Genomic DNA, 17,327 nt, shown 5'->3' on the forward strand with positions numbered 1-17,327 from the left:
CAAAATACGGTCCCGCACCAGGCTCACCAACTGTTCGGACAGGGTTCGGATTATCAGGCTCATACGGTCTTCATTTCAACGGTTTCCTTCGACCTGTGCAGCATAAAATCCACCCTTGAGCCGCGACCATCGCCTGGAAGGGCCCAATTTTCACAGATCTTATCTCCTTCACAACGCCCCAGGCGTGAATTACTCTCCTCTCCCTCTAGCGCTTCTTAATGGCCAGTCGAATTTTCATATATCATATACGTACAGGTCGGTGCTTAAGCAATGGAATAGGGGATTTCCGCGAGGGAGAGGATCGGCAGACGGGCGCCGCACCGTTCCACCTGCACGCCGGGCGCGACGCCTGCCGCAAGGGGCAAGAATGGGCCACCTGCCAGCACTCCATGCCGGTCCGCCGGGCGGAAAAGGGCGCGCGCGTGTCGCCACATCCCTTTCCAGCGCCCGGCTTGAGGCCCGCCCGTCACGCGATGGCGCGCAGGACCAGGCCCGTCCCACGGCCTATCACGCCGTTGCGGCGCTCCATTCGCCATCGATGCGACGCGCGATCCGCCAGGGGTTTTCGGGCTTGAGAGCATCCGGCAGCAGCCATGCAGGCAATGCCTGATAGCAGACCGGCCGCAGGAACCGCGCGATCGCCAGCGTGCCGACAGAAGTGCTGCGGCCATCCGAAGTCGATGGATAGGGCCCGCCATGCACCATGGCGTCGCACACTTCCACACCCGTCGGCCAGCCATTGGCGAGGATGCGCCCGACCTTGCGCTCAAGCAGCGGCAGCAACCCGGCGGCGAGTGGCTCATCCCCGGCATCCAGTTGCAGGGTCGCGGTCAACTGGCCTTCCAGCCCGGCGATGACCTGCGCCATCTCGGCCATGTCCCCGCACTGGACGATGACCGATGAGGCGCCGAACACCTCATGCCCCAGAACCGGATCGGCAAGGAAGCGCTCCGCATCGGTGGTGAAGATCGCGCCGCTGCACTGGTTCACCCCCTCGCCCATCGGCCCGCGCGCGACGCTCCGGGTGGCGCCATGTCCGTCCAGGGCGGCGACGCCCTTTTCATAGCTGGCATGGATGCCAGGCGTGAGCATCTGCACCGGCGCGCATATGCTCATCGCCGCCCCCGCCGCCTGGATGAAGCGGTCCAGATCCCCTCCCGCCAGGGCGATGACCAGGCCGGGATTGGTGCAGAACTGCCCCGCCCCCTGCGTCAGCGACTGGACGAAGGCCGTCGCGAGCGCCTCGCCACGGGCCGCGAGCGCGGCGGGAAAGAGCAGCACGGGATTGATGCTGCTCATCTCGGCATAGACCGGGATGGGCTCGGGCCGGGTCGCCGCGATCTGCATGAGCGCCAGCCCGCCGCCGCGCGAGCCGGTGAAGCCCACCGCCTTGATCCGGGGATCGGCGACCAGCGCGCCGCCCAGCGCATTGGCGGGACCGGGAAGATAGGAGAACACGCCTTCCGGCAATCCGCATGCCGCGACCGCCGCGCGAATCGCGCGCGCGACCAGCTCGCCGGTGCCCGGATGCGCGGGATGCCCCTTGAGGACGACCGGGCAGCCCGCCGCCAGCGCGGAGGCCGTGTCGCCGCCCGCGACCGAGAAAGCCAGCGGGAAGTTGCTCGCGCCGAACACCGCCACCGGCCCCAGCGCGACATGGCGGCGGCGAAGATCGGGCCGGGGAAGCGGCGCGCGATCCGGCAGGGCCGTGTCGATCGTGGCATCGATCCATTCGCCCTTGCGCACATGCGCCGCGAACATCCGCAATTGCCCGACCGTGCGGCCGCGCTCTCCCTCCAGCCGCGCGCGCGGCAGGCCGCTCTCGGCCATGGCGCGCACGATCAGGGCGTCGCCGATCGCCAGGATGGCGTCGGCAATCGCTTCCAGGAACGCCGCCCGCGCCTCCAGCCCGGTTTCGGAGAAGATCGGGAAGGCGGCATCCGCCAGCGCGCAGGCACGCGCCACATGCTCCGGCCCCGCCGCCTGGAATTCAGGATCGATCGCCAACCCCGTGGCGGGATCGACCGCCCGATAGGCTTCGCCCGATGTCTCTTCCGCCGCCCCGACAAGAATCGCGCCCGTAATCATGAATCAGCTCCAGATCATAGTGAGAAGGAATTGCTCGACCGCCGCCATCCGCCCGCTGCGAAGGGTGCAGCACCCGCCTTGCGGCCGTCTATATCGTATATTTTACACGATGGTAGCAGCCATGCCTATAGGCGTGGAATCTCCAGCGGAAAAGTGGTCCCGAACCATTATCCCGCACCGACCGGGGATACCCCGAAAACCCCACCCGACAGGCTGTGCGACGGACCCTATTGTGGCCCATCCTAAAAACGTATACGGTATAACAACTACCAATTCATGACATTCTAAGGAACAAGGGGGACATGATGACGAAAACGAAGCTTATCCGACTCGTACTCATAGGCAGCGTATGCTGGACGTGGGCGGGCGCTGCGCTCGCACAGCAAACGGCCGTGCCGGCCAATTCGGACACGGCCGCGCTTCAGGCAAATGGTGCGGACGAAGGAGAAGCGATCGTCATCACCGGATCGCGCCTGCCCAACACCGGCCTGACGAGTTCGGCACCGGTCAACATCCTCAACGCGGCACAGATCAAGGCAACCGGCGCCACCAATGTCGGCGAACTGCTGCGCACGCTTCCCGCCGCCACCAGCACGTCCGGCGAAGGCGCGGGCCGCGGCAACAGCGGCACGGCGACCGTCGGCCTGCGCGGCCTTGGCGCGATCAACACGCTGGTCCTCATCAACGGCCGCCGCGTTCTCGCCAGCTCGGGCGCCGGCACGGTCGATCTCAACAGCATCCCCTTTGCCGCCATCGAGCGCGTCGAGGTGCTGCAGGACGGCGCATCGGCCATCTATGGTTCGGATGCGATCGCGGGCGTGGTCAACCTCATCATGCGCAAGTCCTATGACGGGCTGATGCTGACCGGCTATTACGGCATCTCCAGCCGCGGCGACCTCCCCACCCGCCAGATCGACCTGACCATGGGCCACGAGTGGGATCGCGGCGGCTTCATGTTCAGCGGCTCCTGGCGCAAGAGCGACGGCAACCTGATGGCGGATCGCCCGATCAGCCGGGACGTCGACTGGCGCGATCGCGGCGGCCGCAACCAGCGCAATCCGCTGCCCACCACGACCGCCTTCACAGGCATCAACCCCGCCAATCCGAGCGCGATGTACATCATCAAGGAAGGCGTGCAGCAGGCGACCTCGCTGGCCGATTTCCGTCCCTATGTCTTCCCCGGCACCAACGATCCGCTGACCTCGGGCAATGACGGCATCAACTTCTTCAAATATACCAGCGCCGCGTCCGACATCTCGACCATCAACGCCTTCCTGAATGCGCATTACGAAGTCACCGACAACATCACGGCCTTTGTCGAGGCGTCCTACAACCGCCGCAAGTCCTTCGGCTTCCTGACGGCGGATTCGATCGGCCCGGTCTACAACTCGCCGGTCATCGTGGCCGCCGACAACATCTACAATCCCTTCGGCGTCGCGGTGAGCGCCAACCGCACGCTGATCGAGGAAACCTCGCGCAACCTGCGGCAGAACAACATCCGCGCGAATACCTTCCGCATCATCGCCGGCCTGGAAGGAAAGCTGTTCTCGTCGTGGAAGTGGGATACGTCCTTCAACTACCAGCATCTGGACCAGTATAACTTCCTCGGCCGGGGCGTGATCCTGTCGAAGATCCGCCAGGCGGCGGGCGGCCCCGCCACCTGCAACTTCGCGGTCGACGGCTGCGTGCCGATCAACCTGTTCGGCGCCACCGGCTCGGTCACGCCGGACATGCTGAACTTCATCACCGCCGATTCCAACAGTTACGGCACGTCCAGCCTCCGATCGGCCGTGGCGAACCTCAGCGGCCCGCTGTTCGATATGTGGGCGGGCACCGTGAACCTTGCGGTGGGCGCCGAATATCGCGAGGAAACCTACACGATCGACTATGATCCGCTGTCGGAGAAGAACCTGTTCGTGTCGCGCACGCTGTCGCCCGACGCCTTCCCGCCGACGCGCAAGATCAAGGAAGTCTATGCCGAGCTGGGCGTGCCGCTCGTCAGGGACCTGCCGCTGATCCACAGCCTCGATCTTGAGGCGGCGGTCCGCTATTCGGACTATAATATGTTCGGCAGCACGACCAATCCGAAGATCGGCATCAAGTGGCGGCCGGTTTCCGACCTGCTGATACGCGGCACCTATGGCACGGGCTTCCGCGCACCCACCTTCACCGAGGCGTTCGGCGGCCAGACCAACGGCTTCTCGGCGATCACCGATCCCTGCCTCAGCTCCACCTGGGCGCAATATCCCGGATGCGGCGGCCGGCGGGCGGTCACGACCTCCAACGGCGCCTTCATCCTGAGCGGCGGCAACCCCGATCTCCGGCCGGAAACCGCGAAGAACTTCACGGTCGGCGCGGTCTACTCGCCCAGCTTCGTGCCCGGACTGGCGCTGACGGTCGACCTCTTCAAGATCAAGAAGGAGAACATCATCGGTTCGCCGAATGTGAACTACCTGATCCTGCAGAACGCCCTCAACGGCAGCTATGCCGACCGCATCACGCGTGACGCCCAGGGCGGCATCACGCAGGTCATCGCCGTGCGCGACAATCTGCTCGACCAGCAGATCAAGGGCATCGACGCGCAGCTCGTCTACGCCACGTCCAGGCATTCCTGGGGCAAGCTGAACTTCCAGGGCAATGTCACCTATATCGACAGCTTCAAGCAGTCGCCCGCCGCAGGCGTGCCGATGGTCGAAGTCGTCGGCAACTACAACTCGTCCTACGGCACGCTGTCCCGCTTCCGCGGCAATGCGCTGCTGACCTGGTCGCTGGACAATCTCAGCGTCTCCTACAACGGGCGCTTCGTGGGTGCGGTGACCAACACCGGGTCGCTGCTGGTGAACGGCGAGAACCTGCGTGCGGATCACTATATCCAGCACGATCTCCAGCTCCGCTTCGACATCGATCAGTCCGACATGTCCCTGACGTTCGGCGTGCGCAACGTGCTCGACAAGATGCCGCCCTTCCTGGAAGGCAATTTCGATGCCGCGTTCGACGCGTCGAGCTTCAATTCGGCCGGACGCTTCTTCTACACCAGCGTGTCGAAGAAGTTCTGATGCGACGGCCCGGCGCGCATGACGTGCGCCGGGCCGACAGCCTGCCCCGAAGAATGTAAGGAGGGACGAATGAAGCAGATCTGGATGGCGACGGCGGCGGCCGCGCTCATGCTGGCTTCGGCCGGGACACCGGCCGCAGCGGCCCGGCCGGACGCATCGAAGGCATCCGCATCGAAGGCATCCGTATCGCAGGCGGAGGCGGACAAGGCGCGCGCCGACATCCTTGCCGTGGTGGCGGCGATGGAGCAGGCCTGGAACCGGGGCGATTTTCGCGGTTACATGGCGGGCTTCGAAAATCCCGGCGTCCGTTTCGTCTCCAACGGACGCGTCTCCAGCGGCTGGCAGGAATCGCTCGACAATTATATCCGCGGCTATGGCGGCCCGCCCGAGCGGCGCGGGCAGCTCCACTTCTACGACATGAAGATCGAGGTCTATTCGCCCGATGCCGCGCTGCTGATCGGCCATTTCCACAATGAACGGCCCGAGCATCCGCTGGAAGGCATCAACACCCGCCTCTTCCGCAAGGTCGACGGCCGCTGGGTCATCAACATGAACCATGTCTCCTCGTTCGAGGCGCATGCCGGCGAGCCCGGGACCGAGGGCGTGCCGAGACTGCCCAGAACAACTACGTCCACAGCTACACCCGCAGCCGGGCCCGCATCCGCCCCCGCATCCCCGACGGCGAAACAATAGGACCATGCCGGCAGCGCCCTCCCCCCGCCCCCGCGCGATGGACAAGGCGCCCGCCGCCCATCATTCCGGCGCTCGCCGCCTTCCCTTCCTCATCCCCTGAAATCGAGGTCTTCCGATGTTTTCGATCCTGCTTGCAGCCCTGCTCCAGACCACTGCGGCGACCGCCCCGGCGAGCCCGGCCGCAACCCCCGCTCCCGCCGCCGGGCAAGTCTCCGCCGCGCCCGGCGCGAACGACATGCCGCCGCCGCTGATGCCGCGCCCCACAGCGCCCCTGCCCCGGCAGGAATGGGCGACCAAGGAAGCCGACTATATCGTCAAGAATTTCCAGTTCCGCTCGGGCGAGAGCCTGGCCGAAGTGCGGCTGCACTATACCACGCTGGGCCAGCCGCATCGCAACGCCAAGGGAGAGATCGACAATGCGGTGATGGTGCTCCACGGCACCGGCGGCACCGGCAAGCAGTTCCTGGCGCCCAGCTTCGCCGGCGAGCTCTACAATCCCGGCCAGCCCCTCGACATCACCAAATACTGGATCATCCTGCCCGACAATGTCGGCCATGGCGGTTCGTCCAAGCCGTCCGACGGGATGCATATGCGCTTCCCCAAATATGATTATGACGACATGGTGGAGTTGCAGCACATCCTGCTCACCAAGGGGTTGGGCCTGAAGCATCTCCGCCTGATCATGGGCACGTCGATGGGGTGCATGCACGCCTTCGTCTGGGGCGAGGCCTATCCCGATTTCGCGAAGGCGCTGATGCCGCTGGCGTGCGAGCCGGTCCAGCTCGCCGGCCTGAACCGCATGTGGCGGCAGCTGATGCTCGACGGCATCCGCAACGATCCGGCATGGATGGGCGGCGAGTACAAGACCCAGCCGCTGCTCGGCCTGCGCACGGCCTCGTCGCTGTCGATCGTCGCGGGCTCCGCGCCGCTCGCCGCGCAGTCGGCCTATCCCACGCGCGACGAAGCGATCGCCGCGGCTCGCCGCAGCGTCGAGCGGGATATCGCCAGCCGCGATGCCAACGACATGATCTATCATTTCGAAAGCTCGCGGAACTATAATCCCTGGCCCAATCTGGAGAAGATCACTGCGCCGATGATGTGGCTCAATTCAGCCGACGACTTCATCAACCCGCGCAACTTCCCCTATCCGCAGCAGGCGATCGCGCGCATGCCCAACGCGAAATTCCGCCTGATCGAGGAAAGCGCGATCACGCGCGGCCATGGCACACACACCTCGGCCAGCTTCTGGAAGCAGGACCTGATCGAATTGCTGCAGCGCTCGGGCAATTAACGACGCTGCGATTGTCTCCTTCTTCCACCGCGCGCCATCGGATCGACCAGCGATCCGATGGCGTCGCCACGAAGGGAGGCGCGCGCCCAAGAACGATTATAAGCGCCAGCCCCGCAAGCCCTACAGGCCCATGGATGCAAGCTGCGGCATGATGATCGACAGGAAGGCCGCCATCAGGCCGGCGGCCAGCCCCGTCAGGAAGATCGCATCCATCGACGCGCGAATTCTGTCTACCGCATGCATGGCGAGTCTCCCTTTCGATGACCGGCAGACTGTGGCGCGCCGCCGCTGACGGGCCTATCGGTAGAGTCCCGGAGGACGCCGTTCAGGCCATGGTGCCGATGGTCCGGCGGAACCGGGTCAGCGCGATCAGGAAGAACACCGCGCCGATCGCCGCAATCGCCAGGAATTGCGGCCAGACGACATCGAGCCCCGCGCCGCGATAGAGGATCGCCTGCGCCATCTTGACGAAATGGGTGGTCGGCGCCGCCAGCATCAGCGTCTGGACGATCTCCGGCATGCTCTCGCGCGGGGTCGTGCCGCCGGACAGCATCTGCAGCGGCAGCAGGACGAGCATCAGCAGCAGGCCGAACTGCGGCATCGAGCGGGCGACCGTGCCCATGAAGATTCCCATCGACGTGGTCGCGAACAGGTGCAGCCCGGCGCCGAGCAGGAACAGGCCGATGGAGCCCTCGATCGGCACCTGCAATATCGCCTGGATCACCAGCTTGAGCGCAAAGGCGCATGCGAGCAGCACCACCAGCCCCATCGCCCACACCTTGCTCGCCATGATCTCGAACGGTGTCACCGGCATCACCAGCAGATGCTCGATCGTGCCATGCTCGCGCTCGCGGATGAGCGCCGCGCCGGTCAGCACGATCGAGAGCATCGTCACATTGTTGATGATCTCCATGACCGATCCGAACCAGCTTTGCGCCAGCGTCGGGTTGAACCGCGCACGCAGGGCAAGGTCCACGGGCGACGGCGCGGCCGCGCGCGTCCCCTGCACGAATTCCGACACCTCGCCCTGGACGATCTGCTGGATATAGCCGCCGCCGGTGAAGGCCTGGCTCATGCGCGTGGCGTCGACATTGAGCTGGATGGCGGGGTGACGGCCGGCCAGCACGTCGCGCTGGAAATCGGGCGGGATGTCGAGCGAGAAGGTATAGCGCCCTGCATCCAAGCCGGCGTCCACCTGATCCAGGGGGATGAGCCAGGGGCCGGAGAAATGCGGTGGGTAGAAGGCGCCGGTGATCCGGCTGGACAGCGGCGAGCGGTCTTCGTCGACAATGGCGATCGGCGCCTTGTTCAGGGTTTCTGGCATGCCGGTCGCGGCGACATAGATGCCGAGCGAGAAGGCGTAGAGGATCAGCGCCAGCATCATCGGATCGCGCCACACGCTGCGCAGTTCCTTGATCCCGAGGCGGAAGATGTTTGCGGCGCTTCGCATCGCTCAGTCCTCCTGCTTCCTGAGCAGCATGGCGCAGATCGCGAGGATCGCCGGGAAGGCGAGCGCCAGCGCGAGCAGCGGCTGCGACAGGTCCGCGAACCCCAGCCCCTTGGAAAAGACGCCGCGGCAGATCATGATGAAATAGGTCGTCGGGAAAATGGCGCCGATGACCGCCCCGGCCCCTTCCAGCGAGGACACCGGATTGATGAGGCCGGAGAACTGGACCGCCGGCAGCATCGTGCCGATCGCGGTCGCGAACAGGGCCGCGATCTGGCTGCGCATGAAGATGGAGAACAGCAGCCCGATCGCCGTGGACGACAGGGTGTAGAGGAACGCCCCCAGCGTCATGACCAGGACATTGCCGGTGATCGGCACGCGGAACACCATCAGCGCCATGACCAGCAGCAGCACATAGTTCGACATGGCGAGCCCTACATAGGGCAGCTGCTTGCCGAGCAGGAATTCCAGGCGGCTGATCGGCGTCACGTAGAAATTGATGATCGACCCCAGCTCCTTCTCCCGCACCACGCTGAGCGCGGTCAGCATCGCGGGGAAAAGCAGCAGCAGCACGGGAATGACCGCCGGCACGATCGCCATGATGCTTTTGACATCGGGATTATAGCGATAGCGCAGCACGATATCGACAAGCCCCATCGTCGGCCGCACGCCCAATTCCTGCACGGCCATGTCGCTGAGCCATTGCGCATGCATCGCCTGGACATAGCCCTGCACGGTTTCGGCACGCTGCGGCATCGCGCCGTCGATCCACACGCCGATCTGCACGGGCACGCCGCGCCGCAGGTCGCGGGCGAAATTCGGCGGGATCTCGATGGCGACGCTCAGTTCCCCCGATCGCATGCGCCGATCGAGCTGGGCATAATCGGTGATCTGCGGACGCTCTATGAAGTAACGGGAACCGGCCAGATTCAGGGCATAATTCTCGCTTGTCGTCGTGGCGTCGCGGTCCAGCACGGCAAAGGGCAGGTTTTCCACGTCCATGCTGATGCCATAGCCCATGATGAACAGCAGCAGCACACTGCCCAGCAGGGCCAGCGTCGCCCGGATCGGGTCGCGGCGCAGCTCCAGCGCCTCGCGCCGGCTGTAGCTCATCATCCGCCGGCGGCTGAACATCGGCGAAAAGGACGAAGCGGGGTTGGCGCCCGGTCCGGTCAGGCGCGCGGCCGGGATGTCGGCCGCCTGCTGTCCCTCCTGGCTCCCCGCCGCATCTTCCAGATAGCTGATGAACGCATCCTCCAGCGTGGCGCTGCCGCGCTTCGCGACGATCGCCGCCGGCGTGTCGCTGACGAGCACCCGCCCGGCATGCATCAGCGAGATGCGGTCGCACCGCTCCGCCTCGTTCATGAAATGGGTGGATATGAAGATCGTCACCCTGTCCTTGCGCGAAAGGTCGATCATCATCTGCCAGAACTGGTCGCGGGCGATGGGATCGACACCCGAAGTCGGCTCGTCGAGGATCAATATCTCCGGCTGGTGGATCATCGCGACCGCCAGCGACAGCCGCTGGCGCTGCCCCAGCGGCAGGGAATCGGGCAGCGCATCCATGATGTCGACCAGACCGAAGCGCTCCGCCATGTCGCGGACCCGCGTCGGGCGCAGCGCGCGCGCGACATGGAACAATTCGGCGTGCAGATCGAGATTCTGCCGCACGGTCAGCTCGGAATAGAGCGAGAAGGCCTGGCTCATATAGCCGACCCGCCGGCGCGTCGCCATGTCGCCATTCTCGACCGGCCGCCCGAACAGCCAGGCCTGCCCTTCGCTCGCCTTGAGCAGGCCGGTCAGCATCTTCATCGTGGTCGACTTGCCGCAGCCGTTCGAACCGAGGAAGCCGAAGATCTCGCCCCGCCCGATCCGGAAATCGACATGATCGACGGCGGTGAAGTCGCCAAAGCGCATGGTGAGGTTCCGGGCCTCGATCGCGATGTCGTCGGCGGCCGTGTCGCGCGGCGGAATCTCGACGGGCTTGTGGCCGCGCCGCCGCTCTTCGGGGAGCAGCGCGATGAAGGCGTGCTCCAGCGCGCTCGTCCCGGTCCGCTCGTAAAATTCGGCGGGGGTGCCGGTGGCGAGCACCTTGCCGGCGTCCATCGCCACCAGCCAGTCGAACCGCTCGGCCTCCTCCATATAGGCGGTGGCGACCAGCACGCTCATCTGCGGCCGGTCGGCGCGGATCTGGTCGATCAGATCCCAGAATTGCGCGCGCGACAGCGGGTCGACGCCGGTGGTGGGCTCATCGAGCAGCAGGAAGTCGGGATCGTGGATGAGCGCGCAGCATAGGCCGAGCTTCTGTTTCATGCCGCCCGAAAGCTTGCCGGCGGGGCGCTGGCGGAACGGCGCCAGCCCGGTGCTCTGGGTCAGCCGGGCGATCCGGGCCTCGCGCTCGGTTGCGTCCTGCCCGAACAGCCGGCCGAAAAATTCCAGATTCTCGTCGATGGACAAGGTGGGATAGAGATTCTTGCCAAGGCCCTGCGGCATATAGGCGATGCGCGGGCACACGGCCTCGCGATGCGCCCGGTCGGCCATGTCGCCGCCCAGAACCTCGACATGGCCCTGCTGGATGACCCGCGCACCCGCGATCAGCGAAAACAGGCTCGACTTGCCGACCCCGTCCGGCCCCACCAGCGCGACCATCTTTCCGGCCGGGATGTCCAGGTCGACGCCGTCCAGCGCCATCGCCTTGCCATAATGCAGGCTGACGCCCGACAGTCGCGCCGCCGGCGGCGGCAACGGCGCCTCCACCATGCCGGGCGCGGTCATCGCGGCACGTTGACCGTCAGGTTCGCCGGCCATTGGGACTTCGGGTCGATGCGGACATAGGCCATCCCCGGCAGGCCGGTCTTGACGTGCGTGATGTAGCGCTGAAGCAAAGCGGGATCGATCCGCGCCTTCACCCGGAACATCAGCTTCTGCCGCTCGCTGGCCGTCTCCACCGTCTTGGGCGTGAACTGGGCGACATCCGCGACGAACGACACCCTGGCCGGGATCACGAAGTCCGGCGCGGCATCCAGCACGATGCGCACCTCGCTGCCCAGGGCCACGCGCCCCGCCACCGTCTCGGGCAGGAAGAAGGTCATGTAGACATCGCCCAGATTGACGAGGTTCAATATCCGTCCGCCGCCGGCGACGACCTCGCCGGGCTGGGCGACGCGATACTGGACCCGGCCCGTGGCGGGCGCGCGCAGGTCGCTGTCGTGGATGTCGGCCTCGATCCGCTCGATCGTCGCGCGGGCCGCATCGACGGTGGAATGCGCGCCGATGACCTGGCTGCGCGCCGTGCCGATGGCCGCGTCGACCGCAGCCAGTTGCGCGCGCGCCGCTTCGACCGCCGCAGTGGCCCCTTCGACCTGCGCCTCATCATCGTCACGCTCCTGCACCGCCGTCGCGCCCTCCCGCGCGAGCGTTTCCGACCGGCCGAGCCGTTTGCGGGCGGCATTCAGTTCCGCCTCGCGTTGACGGACCCCGGCCAACGCCGCCGCGCGCTCGCTCTGGCGCTGCGCCACCTGGCTTTCGGCGATCTGGATCGCATTGAGGGCCTGGGCAAGCTGGGCCTGCGCCTCGGACCGCTGCGCGCGCAGGACATCGGTGTCCATATGCGCGACGACCTGCCCCGCCTTCACATAATCGCCCTCATCGGCGACGATATCGCGGATGCGCCCCGGCGCCTTGGCGGAAATGTCGATCTCGATCGCCTCGATCCGGCCATTGCCGCTGACGATCCCGTCCGGCAGGCCCGCTGGCTTGAGCAACTGCCACAGGATAAGGGCAAGGGCCGCGGCAATCACGACGATGCCGCCCCGGATGATCCATGTCTTCTGGGCCGCCGTCATCGTGCCTCCCCCTGGCTCTGTTGCGTGGAATTGTCGTCGGGCGCGGCGGGGATGAATCCGCCGCCAAGCGCCGCATAGAGCGCCACCCCGCTGGCGAGATGGGCGCGCCGCAACTGGACCAGCGTCTGCTCGGTATCGAACAGGTCGCGCTGGGCATCGAGCACTTCCAGATAGGCCGAGCGCCCGTTATCGAAACGCAGCTGCGCCAGCCGTGACCGTTCGCGCAGCGCGGCCAGCATCTCGCGCATGGTCCCGATCTGGAGACCCAGCTGCCGCCGCCGGACCAGCGCATCCGAAACATCGCGGAACGCGGCCTGGACCGTCCGCTCATAATCCGCCACGGCAATGACCTGACGGGCCTTCGCCACGTCGAGATTGGCCGCGAGCCGGCCGGCATTGAACAACGGCAAGCCGATGGCGGGCTTGAAGGTCCAGGACAGGCTGCCATCCCTGAACAGGCCGTCCAGCGCGCTGCTCGCGGTCCCGAACGCGCCGGTCAGGCTGATGCTGGGGAAAAAGGCCGCGCGCGCGGCGCCGATATTCGCGTCGGCGGCGCGCAGGGCATATTCCGCCGCGACGATATCCGGCCGGTTCGTGAGCAGTTCCGACGGCAGGCCGGCGGGCAGCGCGATCTGCGGCGTGACGTCGGCAAGGCCCTGCGCGCTCGCTACGATCTCGACCGGCCGGCCGACCAGCAGCGCCAGTGCGTTGCGGTTCACGTCGCGGTCCTGATCGAGCGCCTGCAGCGCCGTCTGCGCCTGCGCCAGCAATGTCTGGGCCTGCGCCATCTCCAGTTTCGAGCCCGAGCCCACCTCATAGCGCCGCCGCATGATCCGCAGCGATTCCTCGCGCGTGGCGATCGTCCGGCGGGCGAGCGCGGCGCGCTCCTCATATTCGCGTTCCAGCAGATAGCCGTTGGCGACCTGCGCGATCAGGTCGGTGGCGACGGCCCGGCGCGCCTCTTGCGTGGCGAGATATTGCGCGCGCGCCGCATCGTTCAGGTTGCGCAGCCGGCCCCAGAAATCCAGCTCCCAGCCCGCGCTCAGCTGGGCGTAGAACTGGTTGCCGGTCATCGCGCGCCCGGTGACGGACAGGTCGGCGGGCGTGCGGCCGCGCGCGCCGGTCGCAACGGCGTCGATCTGGGGATAGAGCGCCGATCCCTCTATCCGCCAGGCCGCGCGCGCCTCTGCAACGCGGCCCGATGCGATCCGGATATCGCGGCTGTTCTCCAGCGCCGCCGCGATCAGCGCCTGCAACTGCGCCTCTACGAAGAAGTCGCGCCAGCCCATCGTCGCGATGGAAGGCGCGCCGGACGACGACGCGGCATAGCTTTGCGGCACCGGCAGCGCCGGGCGGACATGGGCGGGCGCGAACGAACAGCCGGCCAGGAGCGGCAGGACGGCACAGGCGCCGGCCATCGCCCGCCTTCGGCGCGCGCGCTTCATGAACGCTGGATCGGCCATCTGTGCTGCATGGTCCCCGGTTCGATCTTCAAGATGGCGGCTCCCGTCCGCGATCGGGCGGGCGGAAGCCGGGTGTCGCCGCGCGGTGCGATTCGTCAGGCCGTCTCGGTCTTTTTGGAGGCCGCGCGCGGCGGCGCCTTCGCCTTTTCGGGCGCGGCGGCGGCCGGGGCCTTGTCCTGGGACAGGAACCATGGCTGCTGATCGCCCACCTGCGAGAGCAGGTCCTTCCAGCTGCCCTGCCATTCATCGAAGGCGGCCTTGACCCTGTCGAGCGAGACTTCGCGGCTCTGTTCGATTTCGCCGAACAGGCGCATCACATCGTCGCTCCTGAAGCTGGCAACGGTGCCCGGCTTGATCGCCTTCCACTGGTCCACGAAGGTCGCCGCCGCCTTGCTGCCGATCTGCGCGCAATCCTGGCCGCCGCTGCGGGCGATCTCGGCAAGCTTGGCCGCAAGCCGTCCATTGGCCTTGGTCATGGCGACAATCTGTTCGATGGGGGAACCCATGGGTCCAATCCTTTCAAATGGGGGTCGGTCAGGACAATCTGCTTCGTCATGCTGCACTGCGATATTCGGGATTACCCCTACATCGGGCGCCCTTTTGACGACGCCGGCGGAGGCCGACGCGCCGGGCCTGCCCCCGCCTTGCGCAGCGCGATCCGCTTCAGGGCATATATTTGCCGCCGTTGATCGAAAGCGTGATGCCGGTGATGAAGGCGGCCTCGTCCTCGACCAGGAAGAGGACGCCGCGCGCGATCTCCTGCGGCGTGCCCAGGCGGCCGACGGGGACGGCGGCGAGAATGCTCTTCATCGCCTCTTGCGGCACCGCCGCGACCATGCCGGTGTCGGTATAGCCCGGCGCGATCGCGTTCACCGTGATGTTGCGCGCCGCGCCTTCCAGCGCGAGCGCCTTGGTGAAGCCGATCATGCCCGCCTTCGCGGCAGCATAGTTGGTCTGGCCGAACTGGCCGGAAAGCGCGTTGACCGAACTGATGTTGACGATCCGGCCGAAACGCCGCTCGCGCATGCTCTCGATCACCGCGCGGCACATGTTGAAGCAACCGCCAAGGTCGACGTCGATCACGCTGCGCCACTGCTCCTCGGTCATCTTGTGGAGCGTGCCGTCGCGCGTGATCCCGGCATTGTTGACGAGGATGTCGATGGGCCCGACCTGCGCGACAACCTCGGCCACACCGGCCTGGCTCGCCGCGAAATCGGCCACGTTCCAGCTGTGGACGGGGATTCCGGTTTCCCGGGCGAAGGCGTCGGCATCGGCGTCATTGCCGAAATAATTGGCGACGACCGTGAAGCCGCGTTGCTTGAGAAGCCTTGCAGTCGCGGCGCCGATGCCGCTGACGCCGCCAGTGATGAGCGCTGTACGAGACATGGATTTTCCTTGTTGCCGTTACGGATGAAGGACTGAAAAATCGTCGCCACCGCGTCACGCGGACGCGTCGCCAAAGGCCGTTCGGCGCCTCGCCTGTGTTCCCGATCTTGGCCGGGGAACGGGCATGTTTCTGCCGGGGCCGCATGGCGCGCGCCATCAGGAGCTATACTTAGGCCCCTCCGCTTATTGCGCGTTATTGCAAGGGCGGGAAAAGGAACCCGTCGTGTTATTACGTAATGTATAGGCCGGTGGGTAAAGCGATAGAGGGCGCATCACCCAGCAGGAGCCAGATGCATGACCACAGGAATCGCCGTGCCCTCGTCACCCGATCCGCTGGATGGCATGGCCGAGACGTTCGATCGCGCCGCTGTTGCCGCCGTCGCGCAGATGACATCGGGCCTTTCCCCCGCCACCATCGCCCAGGCATTTTCCGACTGGGGGCTGCATCTGGCCATCTCGCCGGGCAAGCGGCTCCAGCTCGGCGCGAAGGTGGCCCGCAAATATGCCCGGCTGTTCGATTACATGCTGCGCAGCCTTGGCGATCCGGAGGCGGAGCCCGCGATCAGGCCCCTGCCGCAGGATCACAGATTTTCCGATCCCGCCTGGCAGCAGCCGCCTTTCAACCTGTTCGCGCAGGGGTTCCTGCTCAATCAGCAATGGTGGCACGCGGCCACCACCGGTATCGGCGGCGTCACCAGGCATCATGAAGACATGGTGACGTTCGCGGCGCGGCAGATGCTCGATACGCTGGCGCCCACCAACTTCCTCGCCACCAATCCTGTGCTGCAGAGAAAGATCGTGGAGACCGGCGGCCAGTGCCTTGTCGAAGGGTTCAGGCATCTGGTGGAGGACATGCAGCACATGGTCCGCGGCGAGCCCGCCGTGGGCACCGAGGATTTCCGCGTCGGCGACAATGTCGCGGCCGCCAGGGGCAAGGTCGTCTACCGCAACCAGCTGATCGAACTGATCCAGTATGAACCCACGACGCAGACGGTGCGCCCGGAACCGATCCTGATCGTGCCGGCGTGGATCATGAAATATTACATCCTCGACCTGTCGCCCGGAAATTCGCTGGTCAGATGGCTGACCGACCAGGGCTACACCGTCTTCATGATCTCATGGCACAATCCCGGCAGCGCGGACCGCGACCTGGATATGGAAGCCTATCGCCGCCTGGGGCCGATGGCGGCGCTGGATGCGGTCACGGCGATCACCGGCGCCCCGTCCGTCCATGCGGTCGGCTATTGCCTGGGCGGCACCCTGTTGTCGATCGCCGCCGCGGCAATGGCGCGCGACGGGGACGAGCGGCTTGCCAGCATCACCCTGCTCGCCGCGCAGACCGAGTTCAGCGAGCCGGGCGAGCTTGGCCTGTTCATCGATGAAGCGCAGCTCAACATGCTGGAGAATATGATGTGGAGCCGCGGCTATCTCGACAGCAGCCAGATGGGCGGCGCCTTCCAGATCCTCAAGTCCAACGACCTCGTCTGGTCGCGCGTGCTGGGCACCTATCTGATGGGCGAGCGCGAGCCGATGAACGATCTGATGGCGTGGAATGCCGATGGCACGCGCATGCCCTATGCGATGCACAGCCAGTATCTGCGGCGCCTGTTCCTAGACGACGATCTGGCCGAGGGGAAATACAAGGCCGATGGCAGGACAATCGCGCTGTCGGCGATCCGCGCGCCGCTGTTCGTCGTCGGCACCGAGCGCGATCATGTCGCACCATGGCATTCTGTGTACAAGATCCACCTGCTGACCGGCGCCGAAGTCACCTTCGTCCTGACCAGCGGCGGCCATAATGCCGGCATCGTTTCCGAGCCCGGCCACAAGGGACGCCGCTACCATATCCTGACCCGCGAACATGACGGCGCCACCTATGATGCCGAGGACTGGCTGGCCCGCGCGACGCCCGAAGAGGGTTCTTGGTGGACCGCATGGGGCGCATGGCTGGGGCAGCGATCCGGCGATCCGGTCGCGCCGCCGCCCATGGGCGCGCCCGACAAGGGCTATGCCGTCATCGCCGATGCGCCCGGCCGCTATGTGCTGGAGCATTGAGGC

General features: G+C 66.1%; 12 protein-coding genes. 4 read left to right on the top strand and 8 right to left on the bottom strand.

Annotated elements, in window-relative coordinates:
* Positions 1–507 precede the first annotated feature (507 nt).
* Positions 508–2,088: an aldehyde dehydrogenase (NADP(+)) gene (locus tag WFP78_RS18780; RefSeq protein ID WP_336965749.1), complete on the bottom strand. Its 1,581-nt coding sequence runs from the start codon at positions 2,086–2,088 to the stop codon at positions 508–510.
* Positions 2,089–2,480: 392 nt separating this feature from the next.
* On the opposite strand from WFP78_RS18780, the gene WFP78_RS18785 reads away from it, so the two are divergent.
* The 3 genes from WFP78_RS18785 to WFP78_RS18795 all read left to right on the top strand — a co-directional run bounded on the left by WFP78_RS18785 (position 2,481) and on the right by WFP78_RS18795 (position 7,128).
* Positions 2,481–5,144: a TonB-dependent receptor plug domain-containing protein gene (locus tag WFP78_RS18785; RefSeq protein ID WP_336965750.1), complete on the top strand. Its 2,664-nt coding sequence runs from the start codon at positions 2,481–2,483 to the stop codon at positions 5,142–5,144.
* Positions 5,145–5,213: 69 nt separating this feature from the next.
* Positions 5,214–5,837 carry a YybH family protein gene (locus tag WFP78_RS18790; RefSeq protein WP_336965752.1) on the top strand — a complete coding sequence of 208 codons (624 nt, stop codon included), beginning with the start codon at positions 5,214–5,216 and terminating at the stop codon, positions 5,835–5,837.
* A 250-nt stretch (positions 5,838–6,087) separates the two neighbouring features.
* Entirely contained in the window at positions 6,088–7,128 is a 1,041-nt protein-coding gene (locus tag WFP78_RS18795; RefSeq protein WP_419722999.1) for an alpha/beta fold hydrolase, read from the top strand.
* Positions 7,129–7,248: 120 nt separating this feature from the next.
* Here the strand turns inward: WFP78_RS18795 and WFP78_RS18800 are convergent, their stop codons facing one another.
* The 7 genes from WFP78_RS18800 to phbB form a co-directional block, all read right to left on the bottom strand.
* Complete coding sequence (locus tag WFP78_RS18800; protein WP_336965756.1) at positions 7,249–7,371, bottom strand: hypothetical protein; 123 nt, start codon at positions 7,369–7,371, stop codon at positions 7,249–7,251.
* An 82-nt stretch (positions 7,372–7,453) separates the two neighbouring features.
* On the bottom strand, positions 7,454–8,578 hold the full coding sequence (locus tag WFP78_RS18805) for an ABC transporter permease (protein ID WP_336965758.1): 1,125 nt from the start codon (positions 8,576–8,578) through the stop codon (positions 7,454–7,456).
* Between the two features lie 3 nt (positions 8,579–8,581).
* Positions 8,582–11,350 (bottom strand): ribosome-associated ATPase/putative transporter RbbA, encoded by a 2,769-nt coding sequence (gene rbbA / locus WFP78_RS18810; protein WP_336965882.1) that lies wholly within the window; start codon positions 11,348–11,350, stop codon positions 8,582–8,584.
* Positions 11,347–12,420: an HlyD family secretion protein gene (locus WFP78_RS18815; protein ID WP_336965760.1), complete on the bottom strand. Its 1,074-nt coding sequence runs from the start codon at positions 12,418–12,420 to the stop codon at positions 11,347–11,349. Before WFP78_RS18815 ends, rbbA begins: the two co-directional genes overlap by 4 nt.
* Complete coding sequence (locus tag WFP78_RS18820) at positions 12,417–13,883, bottom strand: efflux transporter outer membrane subunit (RefSeq protein ID WP_336965762.1); 1,467 nt, start codon at positions 13,881–13,883, stop codon at positions 12,417–12,419. Before WFP78_RS18820 ends, WFP78_RS18815 begins: the two co-directional genes overlap by 4 nt.
* Before the next feature lie 95 nt (positions 13,884–13,978).
* On the bottom strand, positions 13,979–14,389 hold the full coding sequence (locus WFP78_RS18825) for a hypothetical protein (RefSeq protein ID WP_336965764.1): 411 nt from the start codon (positions 14,387–14,389) through the stop codon (positions 13,979–13,981).
* 157 nt (positions 14,390–14,546) lie between these two features.
* On the bottom strand, positions 14,547–15,269 hold the full coding sequence (gene phbB, locus WFP78_RS18830) for an acetoacetyl-CoA reductase (RefSeq protein WP_336965766.1): 723 nt from the start codon (positions 15,267–15,269) through the stop codon (positions 14,547–14,549).
* A gap of 294 nt (positions 15,270–15,563) precedes the next feature.
* Here phbB and WFP78_RS18835 point away from each other — a divergent pair, with 294 nt between their 5' ends.
* Entirely contained in the window at positions 15,564–17,324 is a 1,761-nt protein-coding gene (locus tag WFP78_RS18835; RefSeq protein ID WP_336965768.1) for a PHA/PHB synthase family protein, read from the top strand.
* Positions 17,325–17,327 lie beyond the last annotated feature (3 nt).

Origin of the sequence: Sphingobium aquiterrae (assembly GCF_037154135.1) — a bacterium.
GTDB classification, from domain to species: Bacteria; Pseudomonadota; Alphaproteobacteria; order Sphingomonadales; family Sphingomonadaceae; genus Sphingobium; species Sphingobium aquiterrae.

Excerpts from the sequence above, each read along its gene's own strand:
- WFP78_RS18790 (WP_336965752.1), top strand. The coding sequence starts at position 5,214 with ATGAAGCAGATCTGGATGGCGACGGCGGCGGCCGCGCTCATGCTGGCT.
- WFP78_RS18780 (WP_336965749.1), bottom strand. The coding sequence starts at position 2,088 with ATGATTACGGGCGCGATTCTTGTCGGGGCGGCGGAAGAGACATCGGGC.
- WFP78_RS18805 (WP_336965758.1), bottom strand. The coding sequence starts at position 8,578 with ATGCGAAGCGCCGCAAACATCTTCCGCCTCGGGATCAAGGAACTGCGC.
- WFP78_RS18815 (WP_336965760.1), bottom strand. The coding sequence starts at position 12,420 with ATGACGGCGGCCCAGAAGACATGGATCATCCGGGGCGGCATCGTCGTG.
- WFP78_RS18800 (WP_336965756.1), bottom strand. The coding sequence starts at position 7,371 with ATGCATGCGGTAGACAGAATTCGCGCGTCGATGGATGCGATCTTCCTG.
- phbB (WP_336965766.1), bottom strand. The coding sequence starts at position 15,269 with ATGTCTCGTACAGCGCTCATCACTGGCGGCGTCAGCGGCATCGGCGCC.
- rbbA (WP_336965882.1), bottom strand. The coding sequence starts at position 11,350 with ATGACCGCGCCCGGCATGGTGGAGGCGCCGTTGCCGCCGCCGGCGGCG.
- WFP78_RS18825 (WP_336965764.1), bottom strand. The coding sequence starts at position 14,389 with ATGGGTTCCCCCATCGAACAGATTGTCGCCATGACCAAGGCCAATGGA.
- WFP78_RS18795 (WP_419722999.1), top strand. The coding sequence starts at position 6,088 with ATGCCGCGCCCCACAGCGCCCCTGCCCCGGCAGGAATGGGCGACCAAG.
- WFP78_RS18835 (WP_336965768.1), top strand. The coding sequence starts at position 15,564 with ATGACCACAGGAATCGCCGTGCCCTCGTCACCCGATCCGCTGGATGGC.
- WFP78_RS18820 (WP_336965762.1), bottom strand. The coding sequence starts at position 13,883 with ATGGCCGATCCAGCGTTCATGAAGCGCGCGCGCCGAAGGCGGGCGATG.